The organism is Paenibacillus sp. CF384 (assembly GCF_900106745.1).
In the GTDB taxonomy this organism is placed as follows: domain Bacteria; phylum Bacillota; class Bacilli; order Paenibacillales; family Paenibacillaceae; genus Paenibacillus_Z.
Map to the genome: position 1 here is coordinate 185429 of NZ_FNNV01000004.1, position 23442 is coordinate 208870.

The 23442-nt window shown below is 54.3% G+C and carries 19 protein-coding genes; 15 read left to right on the forward strand and 4 right to left on the reverse strand.

Features of this window, described 5'->3' with window-relative positions; genetic code table 11:
• Nucleotides 1-35 precede the first annotated feature (35 nt).
• Complete coding sequence (gene acnA, locus BLW29_RS09985) at nt 36-2756, reverse strand: aconitate hydratase AcnA (RefSeq protein WP_090978813.1); 2721 nt, start codon at nt 2754-2756, stop codon at nt 36-38.
• Between the two features lie 392 nt (nt 2757-3148).
• Between acnA and BLW29_RS09990 the strand changes: the two genes are divergently transcribed.
• The 8 genes from BLW29_RS09990 (at nt 3149) to BLW29_RS10025 (ending at nt 10819) form a co-directional block, all read left to right on the forward strand.
• A complete protein-coding gene (locus tag BLW29_RS09990) occupies nt 3149-4351 on the forward strand; it encodes an amidase domain-containing protein (protein ID WP_256208490.1) in 1203 nt (400 codons plus the stop codon).
• A 71-nt stretch (nt 4352-4422) separates the two neighbouring features.
• A complete protein-coding gene (locus BLW29_RS09995) occupies nt 4423-5616 on the forward strand; it encodes a D-alanine--D-alanine ligase (protein WP_090978817.1) in 1194 nt (397 codons plus the stop codon).
• 607 nt (nt 5617-6223) lie between these two features.
• Nucleotides 6224-6541 carry a hypothetical protein gene (locus BLW29_RS10000; RefSeq protein ID WP_090978819.1) on the forward strand — a complete coding sequence of 106 codons (318 nt, stop codon included), beginning with the start codon at nt 6224-6226 and terminating at the stop codon, nt 6539-6541.
• Nucleotides 6538-7539, forward strand: a complete 1002-nt coding sequence (gene uvsE / locus BLW29_RS10005; RefSeq protein WP_090978822.1) for a UV DNA damage repair endonuclease UvsE — start codon at nt 6538-6540, stop codon at nt 7537-7539. Before BLW29_RS10000 ends, uvsE begins: the two co-directional genes overlap by 4 nt.
• Before the next feature lie 143 nt (nt 7540-7682).
• A complete protein-coding gene (gene fabI / locus BLW29_RS10010) occupies nt 7683-8453 on the forward strand; it encodes an enoyl-ACP reductase FabI (protein ID WP_090978824.1) in 771 nt (256 codons plus the stop codon).
• A gap of 321 nt (nt 8454-8774) precedes the next feature.
• Nucleotides 8775-9617: an inositol monophosphatase family protein gene (locus BLW29_RS10015; RefSeq protein ID WP_090978828.1), complete on the forward strand. Its 843-nt coding sequence runs from the start codon at nt 8775-8777 to the stop codon at nt 9615-9617.
• Between the two features lie 99 nt (nt 9618-9716).
• The gene (locus BLW29_RS10020) at nt 9717-10127 is read left to right on the forward strand and encodes a GntR family transcriptional regulator (RefSeq protein WP_090978831.1); all 411 of its coding nucleotides are present in this window, start codon (nt 9717-9719) and stop codon (nt 10125-10127) included.
• The gene (locus tag BLW29_RS10025; protein ID WP_090978834.1) at nt 10124-10819 is read left to right on the forward strand and encodes a DUF5808 domain-containing protein; all 696 of its coding nucleotides are present in this window, start codon (nt 10124-10126) and stop codon (nt 10817-10819) included. Before BLW29_RS10020 ends, BLW29_RS10025 begins: the two co-directional genes overlap by 4 nt.
• Nucleotides 10820-10952: 133 nt before the next feature.
• Here the strand turns inward: BLW29_RS10025 and BLW29_RS10030 are convergent, their stop codons facing one another.
• Nucleotides 10953-12269, reverse strand: a complete 1317-nt coding sequence (locus BLW29_RS10030) for a glutamate-1-semialdehyde 2,1-aminomutase (RefSeq protein WP_090978836.1) — start codon at nt 12267-12269, stop codon at nt 10953-10955.
• A gap of 169 nt (nt 12270-12438) precedes the next feature.
• Nucleotides 12439-13515, reverse strand: coding sequence for an LCP family protein (locus BLW29_RS10035; protein ID WP_090978838.1), 1077 nt, complete (start codon nt 13513-13515; stop codon nt 12439-12441).
• A 260-nt stretch (nt 13516-13775) separates the two neighbouring features.
• Here BLW29_RS10035 and BLW29_RS10040 point away from each other — a divergent pair, with 260 nt between their 5' ends.
• Genes BLW29_RS10040 through bcp form a run of 4 tightly spaced genes read left to right on the forward strand, consistent with a single transcriptional unit; the run spans nt 13776 to nt 16985 of the window.
• The gene (locus tag BLW29_RS10040) at nt 13776-14888 is read left to right on the forward strand and encodes an ABC transporter ATP-binding protein (protein ID WP_090978840.1); all 1113 of its coding nucleotides are present in this window, start codon (nt 13776-13778) and stop codon (nt 14886-14888) included.
• A gap of 2 nt (nt 14889-14890) precedes the next feature.
• On the forward strand, nt 14891-15685 hold the full coding sequence (locus BLW29_RS10045) for an ABC transporter permease (protein ID WP_090978843.1): 795 nt from the start codon (nt 14891-14893) through the stop codon (nt 15683-15685).
• A gap of 4 nt (nt 15686-15689) precedes the next feature.
• Nucleotides 15690-16481: an ABC transporter permease gene (locus BLW29_RS10050; protein WP_090978845.1), complete on the forward strand. Its 792-nt coding sequence runs from the start codon at nt 15690-15692 to the stop codon at nt 16479-16481.
• A 21-nt stretch (nt 16482-16502) separates the two neighbouring features.
• Nucleotides 16503-16985: a thioredoxin-dependent thiol peroxidase gene (gene bcp, locus BLW29_RS10055; RefSeq protein ID WP_090978848.1), complete on the forward strand. Its 483-nt coding sequence runs from the start codon at nt 16503-16505 to the stop codon at nt 16983-16985.
• A gap of 524 nt (nt 16986-17509) precedes the next feature.
• On the opposite strand, the gene BLW29_RS10060 is transcribed toward bcp, so the two are convergent.
• On the reverse strand, nt 17510-18070 hold the full coding sequence (locus tag BLW29_RS10060) for a GNAT family N-acetyltransferase (protein WP_090978851.1): 561 nt from the start codon (nt 18068-18070) through the stop codon (nt 17510-17512).
• Between the two features lie 183 nt (nt 18071-18253).
• Here BLW29_RS10060 and BLW29_RS10065 point away from each other — a divergent pair, with 183 nt between their 5' ends.
• From BLW29_RS10065 to BLW29_RS10075, 3 genes are read left to right on the forward strand one after another with little or no spacing between them, the layout of a single operon-like run.
• Nucleotides 18254-19300, forward strand: coding sequence for an AAA family ATPase (locus tag BLW29_RS10065; RefSeq protein ID WP_256208493.1), 1047 nt, complete (start codon nt 18254-18256; stop codon nt 19298-19300).
• The gene (locus BLW29_RS10070; protein ID WP_090978854.1) at nt 19297-20685 is read left to right on the forward strand and encodes a DUF58 domain-containing protein; all 1389 of its coding nucleotides are present in this window, start codon (nt 19297-19299) and stop codon (nt 20683-20685) included. Before BLW29_RS10065 ends, BLW29_RS10070 begins: the two co-directional genes overlap by 4 nt.
• Nucleotides 20663-23377, forward strand: a complete 2715-nt coding sequence (locus tag BLW29_RS10075; protein ID WP_256208494.1) for a transglutaminase-like domain-containing protein — start codon at nt 20663-20665, stop codon at nt 23375-23377. Before BLW29_RS10070 ends, BLW29_RS10075 begins: the two co-directional genes overlap by 23 nt.
• Nucleotides 23378-23442: the final 65 nt, after the last annotated feature.

Consider the following 23442-nt stretch of genomic DNA (forward strand, 5'->3'; position numbering starts at 1 on the left):
TGAGGAGCGGACCCGCTTACTTGTTTGCGTTGCGATTACTTGTTGTTGTTTGCTGCGATCATTTGGCGGAGAACGGTTTGAAGAATACCGCTGTTCCGGTAGTAATCGACATCAACCATGGAATCAAGACGAACGATAGCCGGGAATTCGAACGTTGTTCCGTCTTCGCGCGTAGCGACTACTTGAACCGTTTGACCAGGTGTTACATCGTTGCTCAGTCCGATGATATCGAATGTTTCGCGGCCTGTAATGTTCAGCGTCTTCCAGCTGGTACCGGATTGGAATTGTAGCGGCAATACGCCCATACCAACCAAGTTGGAGCGGTGAATACGCTCGAAGCTTTCTGCGATAACGGCTTTCACGCCTAGCAGGAACGTACCTTTTGCCGCCCAGTCACGGGAGCTGCCTGTTCCGTACTCTTTACCAGCGATAACAACAAGGTTCTTGTTGTTCTTCTGGTACAGCATGGAAGCATCGTAAATCGACATTACTTCTTCAGTTGGCAAGTACGTCGTTACGCCGCCCTCAGTGCCCGGAGCCACTTGGTTACGAATACGGATGTTGGCGAATGTGCCGCGCATCATAACTTCATGGTTACCGCGGCGGGAGCCGTAGGAGTTGAAATCTACTTTATCTACGCCGTGTTTGATCAAGTACTCGCCTGCAGGGCTGTCAGACTTGATGTTACCAGCCGGCGAAATATGGTCAGTCGTAACGGAATCGCCAAGAAGCGCGAGTACGCTCGAAGATTTGATGTCTGCGATGTCGCCGATGTCAGCGCCAAGGCCTTCGAAGAACGGCGGGTTCTGGATATAAGTGGATTTGTCATCCCACTCGTAGCTTTCGCCTGTCGGTACATCGATTGCGTTCCAACGCTCATTCTGCGTAAATACGTTCGCGTATTTGTCGCGGAACATGTCAGGACCCATTGCCGCAGCAATTGTATCCGCGATTTCTTTGGATGTTGGCCAGATGTCTTTCAAGTATACAGGCTCGTTCTTGCTGTCATAACCGATTGGATCGGAAGACAGGTCGATGTTCACTGTACCTGCAAGCGCGTAAGCAACAACCAGCGGCGGAGATGCCAGGTAGTTGGCTTTCACTTGAGCGTGAACGCGGCCTTCAAAGTTACGGTTACCGGAAAGAACAGCCGCAACCGTCATATCGTTATCCGCGATTGCTTTGCTTACTTCATCCGGAAGCGGACCGGAGTTACCGATACAAGTTGCGCAGCCATAGCCGGCAACGTGGAAGCCAAGTGCTTCAAGGGACTCAAGCAGGTTCGCTCTCTTCAGGTATTCAGTAACAACCAGGGAACCCGGTGTTAGGGAGCTCTTCACGTAAGCCGGTTTCTTCAAACCACGCTCAACAGCTTTCTTCGCTACGAGTGCAGCGCCGAGCATTACGCTTGGGTTGGATGTATTCGTACAGCTTGTGATAGCTGCGATTACAACTGCGCCTGTACCCATTTTGCTAACTTGGCCGTTCGTGTGTTTCACTTCTACGAATTCTTCGATCTTGTTGTCGCTCAGACCGTAGCCGCCTTTGTCGATCGGCGTGCGGATGATGCTGTTGAACTCTTCTTTCATGTTCGTCAGCTCAACGCGGTCTTGCGGACGCTTCGGACCTGCAAGGGAAGGTACGATTGTGGACAAATCAAGCTCTACGATATCGGAGAAAGTCGGCTCCGGCGTATCGTCTGTACGGAACATGTCTTGTGCTTTGTAATAAGCTTCAACGAGTGCGATTTGCTCTTCTTCGCGGCCGGTAGCACGCAGGAAGTTGATTGTTTCGCTGTCAACCGGGAAGAAACCGACTGTAGCGCCATACTCAGGAGCCATGTTAGCTACTGTTGCACGGTCAGCAAGGCTGATGTTGGACAAACCAGGGCCGAAGAACTCGACGAATTTGCCAACTACGCCTTTCTTGCGAAGGATTTGTGTAACTGTCAGTGCAAGGTCAGTCGCTGTGGAGCCTTCTGCCAAGCTGCCTGTAAGGCGGAAGCCGATAACTTCCGGTGTAACGAAGTAAAGCGGTTGGCCAAGCATACCTGCTTCTGCTTCGATACCGCCAACGCCCCAGCCGACTACGCCAAGACCGTTGATCATCGTTGTATGGGAATCCGTACCTACAAGGGAATCCGGGTAAACGACAGTTTCGCCGTCGATGGATTTCGTTGCTGCAACGGAAGCCAAGTACTCGAGGTTAACTTGGTGAACGATACCTGTTCCCGGTGGTACGGCGCGGAAGTTCTCGAATGCCGTTTGTGCCCAACGTAGGAAACGGTAACGCTCTCCGTTACGTTTGAATTCGATTTCGGTGTTGTACTCAAGCGCTTCAGGAGTACCGAAAGCATCAACCATTACCGAGTGGTCGATTACAAGGTCAACCGGAACGAGCGGGTTGATTTGTTTCGGGTCGCCGCCTGATTTCTTCACGGTATCGCGCATTGCTGCCAGATCGACTACAACCGGTACGCCGGTGAAGTCCTGCAGTACGATACGTGCAGGGATGAATGGAATTTCTTTGTCTTCGCGGCCATCAGCCCAAGTTGCAAGCTGCTTGACATGTTCTTTCGTAATTGCGCGACCGTCGAATTGACGGACAGCTGCTTCAAGAAGCACTCTGATGGAGAAAGGGAGCTTCGAGATTTTCCCCAGGCCTTGCTCTTCCAGACCGCCCAAGCGGTAGTAAGCATATGGCTTACCGCCGACTTCAAGCGATTCGCGAACGGAGTATTCGTTTTGTTGTGTCATTTGCAATTCGCGCCTCCTTGGCATCCATAATCATTTTGTGGTTTCACTGTGTGAAACACAATTTCAAAAAACATTTGATACCCTAAGTATAGCGTTTTTTATTCATATAAGAAAGTATCAATTTGCCCTATACTTTGCTTATTTTTTGGGAAGAAACTTCAAGGTCTGTTTTATAGCTGGACACCTATCGTTTCTTCCTGAAAGTCCAAATATCACCTTCCGGGTAAGATGTTTCGCCCGTTTTTACATGAATTCGCCGGCCTGCACATATAATGAACCAACTTTATCGGTCCAAGGAAAAATACGGCTATTGTCACGCACGAGCCGCTCGCGCACGCAACTGGTGCTCGGTTCCGTGCTGTCCTTATGCCAGAAACAAGGAGGGAACCAGCGTGCCGCGAACGCGAATATGGGTCGGAACCAATAAACCTTCAGCACCGAGAAAGAGTACGGTGCAGAGCCGGGCGACTCTACTGGGAGCGGAACCGGGAAGCAGCGGCAAGCCGAGCCGCAGCCGCGAGCCTAAGTCGGAGTCGCCAACGTCCTCGCAGCAGACACAGCTTCAAGGCTGGAAGGCTGCTGTGCATCGTTACGTGAAGCTGTACAATCAAGCCGAAATCGACCGCTATGCGCCGCCGTTCGAAGAGATCATCCGGGATGAGGATCACTTGCACCGGTTTACGCAGCGGCTGGACCGTCTGCGTGAGCAGGAGCTGCTTCGCGGCGTTCTTCCTTCACGCAGCGAGACGAGCGCCGAGCTTATCCGGATCAGCGAGTCGAGCTCGCGGTCGGAAGTGGTGGTGCTTATTGAGCTGCGCATCAAACGAACCATGGATCATAATGGACGCACCTATCAGGAGGAACGCTGTGATCGCGAACGGCTGTGGCTGAGCGCCGAGGAAGACGATTACTTCATCTCCCGAATCGAGCCGATTGTCTCGGAGCGGCGGCCGCGCTACAGCTCGTCCGATGCCATCCTTGCCGCCGAACTGATGCAGGAGCGGGAAGCTTCTTCCGGCAGTCAGCAGCAATCCATACCCTATATAAATTATGATGTTTTGCCGTTTTTCAAACATACTCGTGCAGGTGTCAGATATAGGAGGGATTTGGCGGCTGCTTATGCGGATCGTTGGTGGACCGAAGCTAATCCCGCGTATGAGAATTTTGAGGTAAATTGCACGAATTACGTGTCTCAATGTCTCTTTGCAGGCAGCGCACCGATGAACTATACTGGTAAAAGGGATTCCGGCTGGTGGTACCGCGGCTTCAGCGGCGGCCGAGAAAATTGGAGCTACAGTTGGGCTGTATCCAATGCACTGAAGACGTTGTTGTCGTCTTCTAACAGCTCGGCTTTGCGAGCGACTGTTGTCGATTCCGCCGATCAGCTTGCCCTTGGCGATGTGATCACGTATGACTGGAGCGGCGATAATCGCTTCCAGCACAGTACGGTTGTGACTGCATTCGATGCAGCCGGCATGCCGCTTGTGAATGCCAACACGGTTGCAAGCCGTCATCGATATTGGGATTATCAGGATTCCTATGCATGGACGGAGCAGACGAAATACCGTTTTTTTCATATTGCGGATGAGTTTTAGCTGCGCATTAACCCAGGTGAGTATGACAACCCATACGTATGGGAATTTTAACATAACCGGAGGATTGAATCATGGGGGAGAAAGTGCGCGTAGGACTTGTTTACGGAGGACGCTCAGGCGAGCACGAGGTCTCTCTACAAACCGCTCTTGCGGTCATGAAAGCTTTTGACTACAGCAAATACGAAATTAAACCTTTCTATATTAGCAAAGACGGCGAGTGGCGCGCAGGGGATACGCTGCTGGCTGCGCCAAGCGGTCTGGAGCAGCTGCGCCTTGCCGGCGGCGATGCGATTATCGGTACGGGAGCGTTAATGCCGGTATTCGGAGGACAATTGTCGGAGCTTCAAGATGCGTCTATCGACATCTCTTCGGTACCCGGAGCTGTGACGATCTCTTCCGTGGGCCAACAGGTGGATGCGGCCGAAGCGGCTGATGATGGTCAAATTGACGTCGTATTCCCGCTGCTGCACGGTACATTCGGTGAAGACGGCACGATCCAAGGTTTATTCGAGATGGCGAACATCCCGTATGTTGGGGCAGGCGTTCTGGCTTCGGCAGTCGGCATGGACAAAATCACGATGAAGAAAGTTTTCGCGCAAGAAGGCTTACCTCAGTGTGTGTTCCGCTACTTCAACCGCACGCAGTGGCAGAAGGATACGGAATTCTATATTATGGAAATCGAAACTGCGCTTGGCTATCCCTGCTTCGTAAAACCGGCGAACCTTGGCTCGAGCGTTGGAATTTCTAAAGCTCGCAACCGGGAAGAACTGATCGCAGCTGTGGATTATGCGCTTCGCTTTGACCGTAAAGTCATCGTCGAAGAGTTCGTGGACGCGCGTGAAATCGAAGTGAGCGTGCTTGGCAACGATGAGCCTCGTGCTTCGGTTGTCGGTGAGATTACTTCTTCCAGCGAGTTCTACGACTATAAGGCGAAATACATCGATGGTAAATCAATGATGCATATTCCGGCCAACATCCCGGCTGAAGTATCAGATTCCGTCCGCGAAATGGCGCTTCGCGCGTTCCTTGCGATTGACGGCTCCGGTTTGTCGCGTGTCGACTTCTTCATGCGCAAGGAAGATGGCCAGCTGTTCATCAATGAAGTGAATACGATGCCCGGCTTCACGCCGTACAGCATGTATCCGCTGATGTGGAAGGAAAGCGGCGTTCCGTACACGGAACTTCTCGATACATTGATCGCGCTCGCGATCGAGCGTCACGCAGAAAAGCAGCTGATCGATTATAGCGGAGGAACGCCGGCTTAAGAGCCGGTATCCCCCGTTTTTTTGTAGGTTGGCGAGCAGCGCAGCAGGCGTGCTGTGGGGCGTGCTGTGCGCCGTGCGCCGCAGTGGCGCGGCGGGTGCCGGTGGCGCCTGCAAGAGCAGCGTAGGCGCGACAAGTTGGCTGCCCGCTGCGGCTGGCGCTGCTCCCAGCTAGCGGTCAGTTCGTTGACCACCCCCGCGGAGGTAATGTTGCATATTGTGCAACATTTTAGCTCGTTTGTAGCTGAAAATAGGAAAATGTTGTATGAAGTGCAACATGTTGTGGACAATTGAGTCTAGAAGCGCTCCTCCTAGAGGAAATGTTGCAATTGATGCAACATTTCCTGTCCTAGTTAGCTAAATGCGTAAAAGTGTTGCATATTGTGCAACATTTTCTCCCCGCCCGATTTACTTTGGTACGGTGGAGGTTCGCGCAGCTCGCGCAGCTACTAGCGAGCGGTCCGTTCGCTTGTGCAACATAGCCGCGCGCGATCCAACTAGACGGCAATCGATGGACATGCTGTGTATGTCGGGAAAGGGAAAGCGCGGCATTTAGAGTTTTTATGGCAAAGATACATACCTAAACTAACGATTATTGGGAGGTTTGTTCATGGGATTCCAAACCGAATTTAACTCCGTATGCAAATTTAAATCCAAGCAAGAGCTGTACGAGCTGCTGGAATACGGCCGCGGCAAAATGGTCAAGAGCGGCTTCCGCGTCTACCCGACCGGTCAGAAGGTAATTGCTTATACACCTGAGAACGAGGCGATTGCAATCGTGAAAATTCGCGTCTCTATTGCTGAAATTAATTTTCAAGGCGAGGAAGTAACTGAAGTGGAAATGGAGCTCGTTCGTAAGCTGACGGAGGAAGAAGCGCGCGTGCAGACGGCGCTGGCTTATGAAATGTTCTTCGGGGATCAGGCATGATTGTTCGCTTCGGCTTCGTTGCCATGAGCGTACTGCTGGAGAATGCTTCGCCTTCACGGACGATGACGTATGCGACGTTCTCCAAGCTGGATGATCGGGAGGCTGCACTTCGCAGACTGGAGCGGATTGCGGAGGATAATCTCCGCACGACGCTTCGTTTGATGCGGCACTGCGTGGGTCACGACGTGTTTGTCTATCGCATGACCTCTAAGATCATTCCGCTTGCTACCCATGATGCGCTGAAGGATTGGGATCCGTATCCGCCGCTCGAGCAAGCTTTTGCCGAGATTGGGCAGTATGCGAAGGAGAAGGGGATGCGGCTTTCATTTCATCCCGACCACTTCTGCGTATTCAGCACGCCAAGGCCAGAGGTCCTGGCGAAGTCCAAGGAGGATCTGGAGTATCACGTTCGGATGCTGGAGCATATGGGGCTCGATGAGTCGGCGAAGTGCAACATCCATGTCGGCGGTGCGTATGGGGACAAGCCTACGTCTGCCGAGCGGTTCGTGCAGCAGTTCGGTCAGCTGGACAATCGAATTCGCAACAGGGTCACACTTGAGAATGACGACAAAACGTTCACCGTCCGCGAAACGCTTGGCGCTGCCGAAGCGGTCGGAACACCGATGGTACTAGATATCCATCATCATGCGGTCAATGACGGGGGAGAAACGGACAGTACGCTGTATGGCGAGCTATGGCCGCGCATTCTGCGGACATGGACGGGGCCGGATGGACAGCCTTTGGCACTGCCGCCAAAGCTGCATGTATCCAGTCCTAAGAGCGAGCGCGATCCGCGCGGCCATGCCGACAATGTCGACGTAGGTCCGCTGCTGCGGTTTCTGCGGGAAACGGCCGGCTCGGTCGATCAGTTGGACGTTATGATTGAAGCGAAACAGAAGGATGCGGCATTGCTGCAGCTCATGGCGGATATGCGCCAGTTGGAAGCAGAAGGAGCGGGCATTCGCGTTATCAACGGCGGCAGTATTGAGATCACCTAAGGGATAGGAAAAGCTTGATCTTTTCCGTCCCTTAGGTTATTTTTGGTTAAGGAAGCGCTATCATTTCCGGGATTTCTAAGGTGCAATCACACCCTGGTCAATCATCATGGGCTCACAAATATTCTCGAGAGGATTGTGAAACGATGAATGGATTATTAGCAGGGAAAAATGTGCTTGTGATGGGTGTGGCGAATGACCGCAGTATTGCCTGGGCGATTGCCCAGTCGCTTGCTGCACAGGGGGCTCGCCTAGCTTTTACATACGAGAATGAGCGCGTAGAGGAACGGGTACGCAAGCTGGCGGAGACGATTCCGGGGTCCTTATTCCTCCAGTGCAATGTTACGGTGGATGAAGAAATCGAATCGCTCGCGGTTCAGTTGAAAGAATCGTTCGGCGTGCTGCATGGTCTAGTTCACAGTATCGCTTTTGCAAAGACAGAAGAGCTTGACGGCATGTTCGTCGACACTTCACGTGCCGGCTTCGCTCTGGCGCACGACATCAGCGCTTACTCGCTTGCAGCTGTAGCACAGCGCGTCTATCCGCTGATGACCGAAGGCGGCAGCATCATGACGATGACGTACCTCGGTGCCGAGCGTGCGCTTCGCAATTACAATGTCATGGGCGTGGCGAAGGCAGCGTTGGAAGCCTCCGTGCGTTATCTCGCTGCAGATCTGGGGCCGCACAACATTCGCGTCAACGCGGTTTCGGCAGGTCCAATCCGGACGCTGGCTGCTAAGGGAATCAAGGATTTCAACTCGATCCTGCGCCAAGTAGAGGAGAAATCCCCTCTTCGCAAAACGACAGAAGCCGCAGAAGTCGGCGATACGGCGATGTTCCTGCTCAGCCATCTGTCCCGCGGGATTACAGGCGAAATCATTTATGTGGATAATGGGTATAATATTGTCGGGGTATAACGCGATAGTGTGATGATAAAAGGCGATCCTTGAGGGATGCCGGCGTGAGTCGGTTTCTACTCCAGGGTCGTCTTATTTTATGCCACACGCGATACGAAATGTATTCGGATAGTGGTTACTATGTTCCCGGGACATGAACAGTTTGTGTATGCATCTGTAAAATGATAAACTTTTCAAGATGTTTACTAAAAAATAATAAACAGCTGTAGTACTGGCGTGTATGCGTTTACGATTTATACTTATATGTAGAAACTTTGCCCAAGCGCCAACGTATAGTAGTAAGACATTTATGAACTCATAGGAAAGTAGCGTGGTATAACCATGAGTGAACAGGTTATCGGAGGGAAGAGCTTTACCGCTGTTGCGATCAATTGTGCAGCGAAAGCCGGAGAATGGATAAAGACGAAGCTTGGCAACCATACAAGCCTTTCGCTTAAATATTCCGCGCAAGATTTAGTCACGGAAGTGGATAAAGGCGCGGAGGCAATGATTCGCAATCTCATTATGACGCATTTCCCTCAGCATTCTTTTCTGGGTGAGGAAGGCGTGCAGCCGGGGCCGGAGGCATCGACCAAGGCACTGCAAAGCGTTCGAGATGCGGAGTATCTATGGATCGTAGATCCGCTGGACGGGACGACGAACTTCGTACATAGCTTCCCGTTCTTCTCGGTATCGATTGCGCTTGCGTACAAAGGAGATATTATCGTCGGCGTGGTGTATGATCCCATCCGAGACGAATTGTTCGTAGCCGAGAAGGGCAAAGGCGCATATGTGCGCGGTCGCCGTATGGGTGTTTCCGCGGAGGAAACACTGCGTGAGAGCTTAATTGCGACAGGCTTCCCGGCGGATCAAGAGTATGCGCTTCCACTCAATATGAGGGGGCTTCAAGCGCTGGTACCGCAAGTGCGTAATATTCGTTCCGGCGGCTCGGCTGCGCTGCATATGGCTTATGTTGCATCCGGACGGCTCAGCGGCTTTTGGGAATACGGTCTTAATTCATGGGATCTAGCGGCAGGCTCGCTGCTGATTACAGAATCCGGCGGACGGGTAACGGATGTAAAAGGCAGTCCATATGATCTGGGTATACGCCATGTGGCCGCTTCGAACGGACATATTCATGACGAGTTTGTGCAAGCGCTCCAGCAAGCGGAATCAGGCAGCTAAGTGAAGAGAACGTCTCTGCAACCGTCAAGTATGACGGGAGAAGAGGCGTTCTTTTGCATATGATAGCGTAAGAAGCTTTCATGAGGGGAGGCGGGCAGGATGTTTATCGAGCTCGATGTGCACGGAGACGTGCCGCTTCAGGAGCAAATTGCGCATCAGATCATAGCGGGCATTGCCTCCGGAACACTGAAGCCAGGCAAAACCTTGCCTTCGGCAAGGCGGCTTGCTTCGGATCTGAGGATAAAATCAACGATTGTTCATAAAGCCTATCATACGCTGCTATCGGAAGGGTTTCTGCAGGAGCGTTATGATGGCAAGTTAGGCGTACTCATCCCTGCACTCAACGAGATGCCGCGTGTTACGGACGGCTACAAGGATCGACTGTCGAAGCAGCTGCGCGCATTGGCGGCGGAAGGTCGGGCCAGGGGGATGACAGAAGCTGAATTCAGCAAGGCTTGTCTGAACATTTATCGAAGCGATTTGACGAGGATGGGAGATTCACTGGAATGAAGACGAATCACAAACAGGCGGTTGCACCCGGATGGTACTTGCTGCAAGTGGCTTTAATCGCGGTATCGGCCATTTCAGCAGTATTGCTATGGGATCAGATTCCTAATAAGCTCGCTGTGCACTACAATATTACCTTTCAACCTGACCGCTACGCTGCGAAGGGTTTCGGTCCGGTGTTCATGTTCAACATCGTTCAGCTGTTTCTGCTCGCCATCATGATGGGCGCTGACTACGTTGTTAAGCATGCCACGCAGCATGCAAGGCCGGAGATGACGAATGAGAAAAGCTGGCAATTCCGGTATGCGAACAGCGTTTTTCTATATGGGTTATCGCTCTTGCTCGTCTTGTATTTCAGTTATGTACAAGCAACTACATTGTACGGCTGGCCGAGGGTGCTTCTTCTCATTGGCACGATAGCTTTGTTTGTGCTTATTATTGGCGGCTTGGCTTTTCTGATCATATATATCAGGAGACTGCGGCTAACGCAGCACTTGGATGGTGATCTGGGCGAAGAGGGGCGCTGGATGGCAGGCGGTATCTATTACAATCCACAGGATCCGTCCATATTCGTGCCTAAGAAGTATGGTATCGGTTGGACATTGAATTTCGGGAGGCCGACGAGCTGGCTGGTTATCGCGACGTTGTTCGCAATTCCGTTTCTCATAGCCGGCGTTGTCGCGTTGATGGAATAGTGGGGTCAAAAAGGCTGCGCAACTATTGTAAGCGGAGACTGTGGAGATCTAGAGGGCGCGGGGAGCGGGCACTTGACCTATTACTACAAAATAAGGCTGAACAGGAGCACTGCTCCTATTCAGCCTTATTCGTTTACTTCGCCATCGTAGCAAAAGCGATCTCAGCAGCGGCAATCGTCGCTGCTATATCTTCGTCCGTATGGGCGGTAGTCAGGAACCATGCTTCATACTTGGACGGTGCGAGGCAGATGCCTTGATCCAGCATGAGGCGGAAGAATTCCGCGAACTTCTCGCCGTCCGTATCCTGCGCTTCATCGTAATCGGTAACGGGATGATCGCAGAAATGAGCGGAGAACGAGCCGCGAATACGGTTGATCGTAAGCGCGATGCCATGCTTGTCAGCCGACGCTTGTAACGCGGAGGCCAGCTCGGCTGCCTGTGCATCCATGCGCTCATAGGCGCCGGGCTGCTGCAGCACTTCCAAGCAGGCAATCCCCGCGGAGATGGACGCCGGGTTACCGGCCATCGTACCCGCTTGATAAGCGGGTCCAAGCGGTGCGACCTGCTCCATCACATGCTTGCGGCCGCCGTAGGCGCCGATCGGCAGGCCGCCGCCGATGATTTTGCCAAGCGCCGTCAGGTCGGGCTCGATGGCTGCATGATCCGGGAATGCGCTGTAGGTTTGCGCGCTGCCATAATGGAAGCGGAAGGCGCTGATGACTTCGTCATAGATGACAAGTGCGCCGGCATCGCGGGTCATCTTGCATAGTCCCTCAAGGAAACCCGGTTTCGGCATCACCATGCCGAAATTGCCGACAATCGGCTCGACCATCACTGCTGCGACCTCGTCACCGAAAGTATCCAGGGCGACGCGAAGGCCGTCAAGATCATTGAACGGCACCGTGATGACTTCGCTGGCAATGCTTGTCGGTACACCGGCGCTGTCCGGAATGCCGAGCGTGGAAGGCCCGGAGCCCGCCGCAACGAGAACAAGGTCAGAATGGCCATGATAGCAGCCGGCGAATTTGATGATTTTGCTGCGTTTGGTGTATGCACGTGCGACGCGGATGGTCGTCATAACGGCCTCCGTACCTGAGTTAACGAACCGAACCTTATCCATGGAAGGAATAGCTTCCTTCAGCATGCGAGCCAGTCGGATCTCCAGCTCTGTCGGCGTTCCATAGAGAGTGCCATTAGTCGCTGCAGTAGTGATTGCCTCCGTGATATGCGGGTGTGCATGACCGGTAATAATCGGACCGTAGGCACACAAATAATCGATATAGCGATTGTCGTCGACATCCCAGAAATGCGCGCCTTGCGCGCGTTTCATGAAGACAGGCGCACCGCCGCCTACCGCTTTAAACGAGCGGGATGGACTGTTGACGCCGCCGACAATATGCTCAAGCGCTTCGGCATAAAGTTGTTCCGAGCGCGGTCGTTGAATGGACATGGTGAAACCTCCTAAATGGTTAACGAGTACGTGGATGATAGGTGCTACGGATACTGCTTGTATCACCACCCACATAATATCTTATTGTAACCCCAGTAACTGCAGCAGTACAACCAAAGAGAGGGTGAACAGACCGCTATCGGTCCATTCACCCTCTCTGCATGACGCTTTATTTGCTTCCGTTTGCCGTATTCCCGTTCGTGCTGCCGTTTGTTCCATTGCTCTCAGTAGCGTTGCCGCTGCCCGCAACTGCAGGCGGAGTTGCCGTAGTATCCTTCGTCAGCTCGTCTTGTACGAACTGAAGCAGCTCGCTGTCATCCCGTACGGACAGTACGGAAGCGCCGCCGACTTTCTTGTCGCCGATGAGCTCCATAGGAGGCACTTGGGCTTGACCCGCAATGTGCGTTTGAACGCCAAGCTGTGCGAGCTTGATCATGTCGGAAACTTCAATGTTGGATTCTACATAAGGCTGAATGCTGTCCACGATCTTCTTCATCTTCAGCAGGTTCCAGCCGTTCTTCATCTTATCCGCAACCGCGTTCAGCAGCTTGCGCTGGCGTTCCGTACGCGTGAAATCACTCATGGCATCGTGACGGAAACGAACATATTGCAGCGCTGTCGTACCGTCCAGATCCTGAATGCCTTTCTTCAGATGAATGTCATATCGGTTGCCGTCCGCATTATCGACGTAGTTCATATTCTTCTCGACCTCGAAGTTCTGAATGCCGCCGATCGCGTCGATCAGAGATTTGAATCCTTCGAAGTCCGTATACACATAATATTGAATATCCAGACCAAGCAAGCCGCCAATGGTCTTCATGGCTAAGTTAGGACCGCCAAGCGCCAGTGCCGTATTAATCCGGCCATCTTCATGACCTTCAATGTCCACGTACGTATCGCGCAGCACGGAGAACAGATGCGCTTTCTTCGTCACCGGATCGACCGAAACGACCATCATGGAGTCGGAACGAGCGGTTTCGCTTTTCTTCAAGCCGCGATTGTCGCCGCCCATAATGAGAATGTTGACGCGTTCGGTGCCTTCCCATTCGGGAGGCTTCTCCTCGGCAACCTCTTCGAATTGACTGAAGCGGGACTCTTCCTTAGGCTTGCTGAAGCCATCGAGTCCGTTGTAGACGCCGACACCTTGATAAACGAAAAATGCGACTACAGCCGCAATGGCGACCAGTCCGCCAAACAGTGCCCATTTCCACGGCTTCTTCTTCTTATTTTTCTGGGAGCGTGACATTAACGATCTGTTCCTCCTTGTAATAGGTCCGTGTACGGATGGAGAATCCGAGGCCGACGCGGAGCAGGGGTAATGAGTCCTAGTGAATAGCTATAATTTAGGGTTGATTGTCCGGTGCCGATAAATTCACTATAGCATTACATATCATAAAATTATAAAATGGTTTGTCGTAGAGAAGCAAGTTTTATCTGATAGAATCGAAAAAGCCAGATATTTCCCAGGAAATGTCGAAGGCGAAGAAGAGAGGAGCTAAGCATCCTATGCTGGCAATAGATGTAAGAGATTTGCGCAAACAGTTCCAGGTTCAGAAGAACCGTGAAGGGCTAGGCGGTGCGCTGAAGGATCTGTTTAAACGAGAGTACAACGATATTACGGCTGTCAAAGACATCACCTTTCAAATTCCCCAAGGGGAGATTTGCGGCTACATAGGTGAGAACGGGGCGGGCAAATCCACGACGATCAAGATGCTGACAGGCATTCTTGTGCCGACATCCGGTCATCTGCAAGTAAACGGCTACGTTCCTTATAAGGAGCGGGAGAAGTTCGTGCGAGAGATCGGTGTTGTTTTCGGTCAGCGCAGTCAGCTCTGGTGGGATATCGGCGTTATCGAGTCGTTCCAGCTGCTTCGCAAGGTGTACCGTGTACCGGAAGCGGAGTTCCGTGTCCGGCTTGATGAACTCGTGGAGCGGCTGCACCTTGGCGATCTGCTGAACCGACCTGTACGAAAGCTGAGCCTAGGTCAACGGATGCGCTGTGAGCTTGTTGCTTCGCTGCTGCACAACCCATCGATTGTGTTCCTCGATGAGCCGACGATCGGACTTGATATTGTCGTGAAAACGGAAATTCGGGAGTTTCTCAAAAAAATCAACCGCGAGCACGGCACGACTATTCTGCTTACGACCCACGACCTGCAAGATATCGAAGCTTTGTGCTCACGCGTTATTATGCTTGACGATGGCCGGATTATTTATGACGGCAGCTTGGATGAGCTGAAGTCGAGATGGAGCAAAGGCCGCGAGCTGCAATTCCAATTCGGCGAGCTGCCGCCGCATGATGTGCTGAAGCAGCTGACGGAAGGTTTGGAAGGCGTACATTGGACAATCGACAACGAGCTGACAGCAACCATGTGGCTGCCGCATGAAGTCAATGTGTCGGATGCCCTCTCCCGCGTAGTTGGCAGTAGAGCGGATATCCGCGATATTAAAATCACGGAAACGAACACGGACGATATCGTTCGCGAGATCTACCAGTCCGGCTCCGCTTCCACAGAAGCGACGGAGAAGCTGAGCCAAAGCTCGGTAACGGCTGCGGAGGCCGTCAACGAAGCTAGCAAAGTGCCGGTTGCAGCTGCCTCGGATAGGGAGAAGGAGTAACCATGAACAGCGCTTACTTAGATCTTATCCGCATTCGCTTTCTTATGATGCTGGCCTATCGCGTCAATTACTACAGCGGTATCGTCATTTACACAATCAATATTGGTGCTTACTATTTCCTGTGGGAAGCGATCTTCGGCGATCAGAAGGTGCTGGCCGGATTCACGCTGGCCCAAATGACAACCTACGTAGCGGTTTCTTGGATGGCAAGGGCTTTCTACTTCAATAACCTTGATCGTGAAATCGCAAACGAAATCCGTGACGGCAGCGTGGCGGTTCAATTCATTCGGCCCTATAATTATCTGTTCGTGAAGCTGATGCAGGGCTTCGGCGAAGGGCTGTTCCGCTTGCTGCTGTTCATGGGGCCGGGACTTGCGATTGTTTGTCTCATCTTCCCCGTGAAGCTGCCGACGGATCCCGGCGTATGGGGCATCTATGTGGTCATGCTGCTGTTCAGCTTCTTGATCAATACCCAAATCAATATGCTCGTGGGTTTGTTTGCCTTCTTCGTCGAGAATAACGAGGGGATGCTGCGGATGAAGCGCGTAGTCGTTGATTTGTTCTCCGGCGTTATCGTGCCGATTTCCTTCTTCCCGGGATGGCTTGCCGTCACGATGAAGTGGCTGCCTTTCCAGGCGATCACTTACCTGCCAAGCTCCGTCTTCACCGGCCGTACGGCAGGCGATGATGTGCTGCGAGTATTCGGAATTCAATTGATCTGGTTCGTTGTCTTGATCATTCCCATCGCATGGGTTTGGCGTCAGGCGCGGTCCCGATTGTTCGTGCAGGGAGGTTGAGGACATGTTTTATTGGTCGCTCGCAGTGGAATATATCAAGAACTATGCCAAAACAAAGCTAACCTACCGGATGGACTTCTGGATAGAGCTCTTATCCGACCTGTTGTTCCAAGGCGTCAATTTGATCTTTATCCTGATCGTGTTTCAACATACGCCTTCGCTTGGAGGTTGGTCGGAGGCGGAAGTGATCTTCGTCTATGGTTATTTCATGGTGCCCGCCGGCATCTTCGGTGCCGTCTTCAACATCTGGAACTTCAGCGAGCGCTATATTGTCAAAGGGGAAATGGACCGCATACTGACGCGGCCGGCCTATAATCTGTATCAAGTCCTGCTCGAAAATCTCGATCCGCCGTCCTTGTTCGGTTCGCTTGTCGGACTTATAATTATGGTGCTTGGCTGGGGAGATTTGGGGCTCGCGTTTTCATTTACCGATATTCTCATGCTTGCTGTGTTTACAATCGGTTCGGTGATGATCTATGCAGGGATATTCACATCGCTGACAGCCATCTCATTCTATTCGGATGCGCCAACGGGTATACTGCCGCTGATGTACAACATTTCGAATTACGGCCGTTATCCGGTTAACATTTATAACAAAATCATTCGATTCCTGCTGACATGGCTGCTTCCTTTTGCCTTCGTCGGTGTTATCCCGGCTTCCTACTTCCTAGAGAAGGATCATGAAGGATTATCGTCGCTTGCGCTCCTTACACCGGTTGTGGGGATTGTCGTATTCGCGATTGGCCTGACGATCTGGAATCATGGCGTGAAGCGTTACCGGGGTGCGGGATCTTAAGTAGCGGGGAGAAGAAGTCCGATGGCCAGAGCGATTAAAGCAAAAGCATTTGTAGGGAAAAAAGCACCCGACTTTACGCTGCCTGCCTTGGGCGGCCGCGAGGTCAGCTTGAGTCAATTTGCGGGCAAGAAGGTGGTCTTGTTCTTCTATCCGAAGGATTTGACGCCGGCTTGTACGCAGGAGTCCTGCGATTATCGGGATTCGTATGCAGCGTTCGGCGATAGCAATACGGTCGTGCTCGGCATTAGCATCGACGATGTGGCGACGCATGAACGGTTTGCCGAGAAATACGAGCTGCCGTATGAGCTGCTCGCTGACCCGGAGCATCGCGTATGCGAGCTGTACGGCGTGTGGCAGATGAAGAAGCTGTACGGCAGAGAGTATATGGGACTCGTTCGCTCGACCTTTCTCATCAATGAGAAAGGCAAGCTTGTGCGCGAATGGCGCAATCTGCGCGTGAAGGGGCATGTGCAAGAGGTGCTCGAAGCCGCGCAGGCGCTGTAGGATTGGAGTAGGGTTATCAGAAGGGGGGGTGTCCGAGGAGCCGATTGGCTTGCTGGGACAACCCCCTTTTTGGTATGTTGGGATGCTTGTTCGCCGATTGGTGATGCTGCTCGAACATAACCACTAATCGGAGCTGATGAACCGAACGGTTCGTCAGCTTTTTGGCGTGGAGGGGGAAATCGAGCCCAATATAGCTGTGATGCGTTAAGCTTGGGGGAGAAGTCCGGGTAATTTTGCCGTTGCGCTTCGCTGGCCTTTCGCGAAATTCTCTAACGAACCGTACAGGTCTTATTTGCCTCGAAATAGCGCCGAAAAAATGCTAACGAACCGTGGAGGCGCTATTTGGTGGTTTGTGGGGGAATTGGAGCGGGTTTTGCCAGGATAAGACCTTTAGGGTTCGTTAGAGTTCTGGAGGGGAGAAATCCGGCCCAATAAGGCCCTCACGGTTCGTTAGCATGGAGCGAATATGGGCATCGAGCACATAAATTGTCGTAATAGTATGGTTTGGTCAATCTGTGACTGGTTTATCGAATCTTTGCAAATATACACGTGTCCCGCCACTGGCTGCCATCAGCGGAGAGGTCCTCGTTGCGAATAATTCCTTCCAGCTCGAAGCCGAGGCGCTGCGGAATCATCATGCTCTTGGTGTTGAGCGTGTCACAGCGTATCTCCAACCGCCTGGCTTGCAGCTGCTCGAAAGCGAAGTTACAGATCCCCTCAACAGCCTCGATCATATAACCCTGCCCGCTATAGCGACTATCGATCCAATAACCGATTTCGAACTTGCGCACATCCCAGTCCAAGCCATGCAAGCTAGCCGATGCGATGAACGTTCCGCAATCTCGTAGAAACACATGCAGGCGAAGATTGTCCCGCTGCAAGAACTTCACGTGAGCCTCGCGAATTCCTCGTTCAGCTTCATACTCCGAATGCTCCTCTTGTGCCCATTTCATCCATGGCTTGAGCTCGTTCATCGAGGCATTCACGGCTTCAAGAACAGCCCTGCCGTCTCCTGGCAAAGGCATGCGAATGAGTAATCGAGCCGTAGTAAATTCATTAGGGAAATCCATCATTATGGGATCCATGGCAGCAAACCCTCCATTTCATCATCTTACGGGAAGCATCACGTCTGTAAAAATCATCCTACAGCCTGCCCTGATTCATGTAAATAGAAACGTGTCTGAGAGGAAGGTGTAAAGAGAGCGCAGTCTGGCGAAACTATCAACTAGAGGAATTCATAGGTTGAAAGAGTAGGAGATGAAGCTCAAATGATACCCAAACAAATGTCGGAGCAGCCGTATGGCAGCAGAGTGGCGGAGCATGAGGGTAAAATCCAGCAGGATGCATGGCCGGAGGCAGCGCAGCAATCGCTGCAGCTCATGATGGCAAGAGTGAATAGCGTGCTGCTTGGCAAGAAAGAGGTTGTCACGCAGGTGTTCAGCGCCTTGCTTGCAGGCGGGCATGTGCTGCTTGAGGATGTACCCGGGGTAGGCAAAACACTGCTCGTACGGGCCATCGCCCGTGTAATGGGAGGCGAGTTCAGGCGCATCCAGTTTACTTCAGATATGCAGCCTGCCGACGTGGTAGGCGGGATGATTTGGGATGGCAAACGAGGCGAGCTCGTATTCCGGCAGGGGCCGCTGATGGCCAATGTCGTGCTTGCGGACGAAATTAACCGGACACCTCCGCGTACGCAGTCCGCGCTGCTTGAAGCGATGGAAGAGCGTAGCGTGTCGGCAGATGGGGAGACGAGACTGCTGCCGCAGCCTTTCATGCTGCTCGCGACGCAAAATCCGCTGCGCGACGACGGCACGTATCCGCTGCCCGAAGCGCAGCTTGACCGGTTTATGATGCGGCTGTCGATCGGCTACCCGGCAGCGGAAGATGAGATTGCCATGCTGGAGGGCAAAACAGCGCAGCGCCTGCATCCGGAATCACTGCGTCCGGTCATCATACCGGAGGAATGGCTGCGGATGCAGAGGGATGCGCTATCCGTCCATGTGCATCCGGCGCTGATGGCTTATGCGGTTCACATTGTCAGTGCGACCCGAACCTCGCAGGAGCTGCTGCTTGGCGCAAGTCCGCGGGCAACGCTGGATTGGGTGCGTGCGGCTCAGGCAACGGCTTATATCGGAGGGCGGCGTTTTGTCGTGCCGGATGACTTAAAACAGACAGCGGAGCATGTGCTTGCGCATCGACTGCTCGTACGAGACGAAGCGCTGGTACGCGGGAAAACCGCCGCCGCAGTGCTTGGCGCCATTATGTCTGCGCAGCCGATTCCGATCCCGTCCGGCGATGGCGGTCGTCGGCGATGAAACCTGTAGAGTTGGGCGAAGGGGCGAGGCTGCGCAGTCGTTTTGTGGCGCGCGCCTTGTTGATTCTGCTGCTTGGCGCCAGCATGGCGGCGCTGCATGCGCGAGGGGGCGCAGTGGAGTGGCTGCTGGCTACGGTTACGGCGGCGGTGGCGTTTTGCTGTATTCTTTTGCCGTATATGGCGGTAGGGAAAATGACAGTTGAGCGGTCGATAGCGGAAGTCGAAAGGCTGGTTGACGGCGGAGAAATGCAGGTCAAGCTAACGCTTCGGCTGAGCAGACCCGTGCCTTTCATGTGGCTGGGAATCAGCGAAGCCATCGTTCCGGCTAACGCGCAGTCCGGGAAGATTTTGAAGGTACAAGGTGCTTGTCTGCCAGGGTTTAAGCGCGTATTCCATATCCATTATTCGGTTCGCGGACTGCGGCGTGGGGAGTTTAACTACAGCCCCATTCAAGTGTCGACTGGGGATATGCTGGGCTTGACCGTTCGTAAATTTGAAGTGGCTTGTCCGGACAGTCTGCTTGTTCATGCGATGGCGCCTACTGGGGAAGCCCTTGCAGATTTGCCGGGTTTCCGGCCAAGTGCCAACAGCAGCGAGCGCCAGCCTATCGCGTCGCTTGGCGGCCAGATGATCACGGCGGCAGCGCGTGCAAGCCGAGGCGGAGCGGGTCCGGATGTGCGAAGCTATAGCCCTGGCGATTCGCCTAGGCGAGTAGATTGGCGAGCGATGGCCAGGGGCCTTGGGATGCAGACGCGAATCAGCAATGCGGAAGAGGCAGGCCAGCTCATTGTGCTGCTGGATACATCGAAAGCCGCCTATGGCGGTGACGCGAGGCTCTTCGATGCCCACGTCGGGCGCACTGTCCTCGTGATGAGACAGGCGGTAAGGGAAGGCAAAAGCGTTGTTGTGCTGACCACGGAGGAACTAGAGCTTGTCGTACGCGCGGGAGAGAGAAGTACGCAGTTAGCTGCCGAAGAGAAGCTTGCTCGCTTGCAGTGGGAAACTTCCCCTCGGAAACCGCTGTCGCAGCGTCTCTCCGATGTAGTGGCGGGAATGTCTCGCGGCTCGGCGCTGATTTGTCTGACTGCGGGTACGAAAGGTGCAGGTGCTGTAGCGAGGGAATCAAGCGCATCCGAAAATGTGTTCTACGGCGCTAAACTCGCAGGTGTGCGAGGCGTGAAGCTGGTGCTGCTGTTATCTTTTGCAGAGAATGAGGCAGCTCCGGCGGAAGAGAACTGGCGAGCGCGGCTTCAGGGCACGGACTGCAGCGTGAAGGCTTTGCCTGTACCACTGTCGTACCGGAAACAAATGCCGGAAATGGCGGAAATGAGTATGACCGCGAACGGGGAAGGAGGCGTTATGGATGTCAGCACAGCAAACAGCTAACAGCGGTGGCGGCGGTGCGCAGCTGTCGAAGCGGCAGCGAGAGCGGACGGGGCTGGATTTTTTTCAAATGGGATCGCGCCGGCTCGTCACGAGCTTGCTGCTGTTTGGGCTGATCGTGGAATGGCTTCTCCCGCTGGCACAGCTGAAGGAATATACGGAGCTGTATCAGGTGGAGCCGCTGCTGGCGACTGTCGGTTTATTTCTCGTTGTCGGCCTGTTTGTGCCTCCGACGTGGTTATCCATTCTGCTCAATAGCGTGATTACGATTGGGACAGTCCTTATTCTCTTCCAGGGGCAGTATCCTTCGGTGCAGGATGCGCTGGTAGGGTTGGTGCATGCGTTTACGAATGATTTTGGCCAACTGCTCCGGGGAAAAATAGTGCTGAGCGGAGAAATGCGAACGGTGCTGCTTGTCAGCGGACTTGGAATGATGGCGCTGGCGCTGCAGTCCTTGGTGTGGCTTAGGCAGTGGGGGCTAGGGCTTGCCGCGCTGACGGTCGTGTATTTGCTGATGCTTTATGGGTTCCTTGGCCTGCAGGTTTTTCCGAATTTGATGCGTGCACTGGCGGAAGGGTTGCTGCTTGGTGCACTGGTTACGGTGCCTCGCATGGAGCGTTTAATCGGATTCAATTTGTTCGTCCGCGCGAGGGATGATCGTAATAATCAGATGGCAGGTTGGTCGCTCCCTTGGTGGAACGGTTCAGCCTGGTTGGTCGTTCTGATACTCGCAATAGGCATCGGAGCCGTATGGAGCTTAGCCAGACAAACGCCGAACGAGCCGGCCCCATGGGCTGCGGAAGCTATAGATTGGGGACAGGAGAAGCTGCTTGAGCATCAGAATGGAGCAGCAGGGCGTCACGATCAAGCTACTACCGCGGAGGAAGCGATGGCTGCGGCGGGATTCGGCGACTCGGGTATGACCGGCTATGGGATCGACGATCAGGTGCTGGGGAGCTCTTTAACGCAAAATCATGCGGTCTTATTCACCGTTGCTTCGAAGGAAGCGACCTACTTGCGCGCCGAAAGCAAATCCGACTACACCGGCAAAGGCTGGGTGCAAAATGTGCATGACTGGCTCACGCTGAATGTATCGACCTACGAAGCGGAGGAAGACGCGCGGCTGTTGGTGCAGACGATAACGGCCGTGCATCCGACAGCCGGCTGGCCGCTGCTGGCAGGCGGTGCGGAGGCAAGGATAACCGCGATCCGGATGCTGGACGGCGAAACGGCCGGTTATAGGCGCGACGCGGCGACAGGAGCGCTCTATCCGATTGACGAGAACGATCGAGTGGTCAGCTATACGGTGGCCGCCGAGCTGCCGGAGCTGGCACTGGATGAGCTGAGGAAGCTGTCGGCGAGCGTGGAGCCGGTGGTTGGTGGGGCTGGGGATGGGGCGGAGGCAGGGACAGAGACAGAGGCGAGTTCGAGTAGTGCAGGGAGTGTGGCGGGGACAGGGACGGATAATAGGGAGAGTGCGAAAGGCGCAACTTCAAGTTCGTCGAGTAATACGGAGAACGCGGCCACTGGGGATGCCGCCGCGAAAGGGAGTGCGTCTGCGGGGGCGCGCGCTTTTGTGGAGACTGTTGCGCTTGAGGATACGTATACGCAGCTCCCTAAGGAACTGCCCGCGCGGGTCGGGGAGCTGGCTTCGCAAATTGTCGCGGATGCCGGGAATCCGACGAGCCGCTACGATCAGGTGGAGGCCGTCGAGGCGTACTTGCGCAGCCGATATGCGTACTCGCTGCAGTCGTCGATCCCAGCTAAAGGGGCCGACTTTGTCGATGATTTCCTGTTCCGCCAGCAGCAAGGGTACTGTGTGCATTTTGCGTCGGCGATGACGGTTATGCTGCGGACGCAAGGGATTCCCGCGCGTTACGTGAAGGGGTTTGCTCCGGGCGAGCCTGTCGAGAATAAATCCGGCGGCGCAGCGGGACTGTACACCGTGCGTGCAAGTGATGCGCACGCTTGGGTGGAGGTGTTTTTCCCGGGCGTCGGCTGGCTGCCTTTTGAGCCGACGCCGGGTTTTGCGGCACCGGGCAGCGGTGCCGCCGGCGAAGCCCTATTGCCTGCCGGAGCAGGCAATGGGGCGCAGCCTGGCGCGGCCGCAGGCGCCGATGGCGCAGCCGGGGCTGCGGCAGGCGGCGAAGCCGCCAGCACCGCCGCCGGCGCGCTGGCGGGGCGCTTGGCAGCGCAGCTGCAGGCGGCGGCGCAGCATGCCGCCGATGCCGCGCAGCGCGGGGCGCATGCCCTCGCGCAGGCGGCGCAAGGCGCCATGGCGGCTGCGCCGTGGGCCATGGCCGCGCTAGCCGCGAGTGCTACCGGCGCCGCCGGGCTCGCCCTGGCGGCCGCGCGGCGGCGCAAGAGCGAACGCTTCGCGTTCGGAAGCGCGCTGCGCCGCTATGGCAGCGCGCTGCAAGCGGGCCGTCATACCGCGGCCCGCGGGCACTTCCTACAGCTCGCGGATGCCTGCTGGCGCGAGCTGTACAGCAGGTGCGGTGCGAAGCCGCTGCACCGCACCACGCGCGAATTCGCGGCGGAGGCGCTGCCGGGCCTGCCGCCGGAAACCGCGAAGCTGGTCGCTGAATTTGTGCGCTGGGATGAAGCGGCGCGCTATGACGCGCATTGGCACAATCAGCCAACGCTTCAGCAAATGACCGTGTTGGTCGCGGGCTTACAAGCGCGCCAAACCTAAAAAAGGCTGTTTCAAACGTCCGCGAAATGCGACGGTTGAAACAGCCTTTTGTTTATTCTCTACAG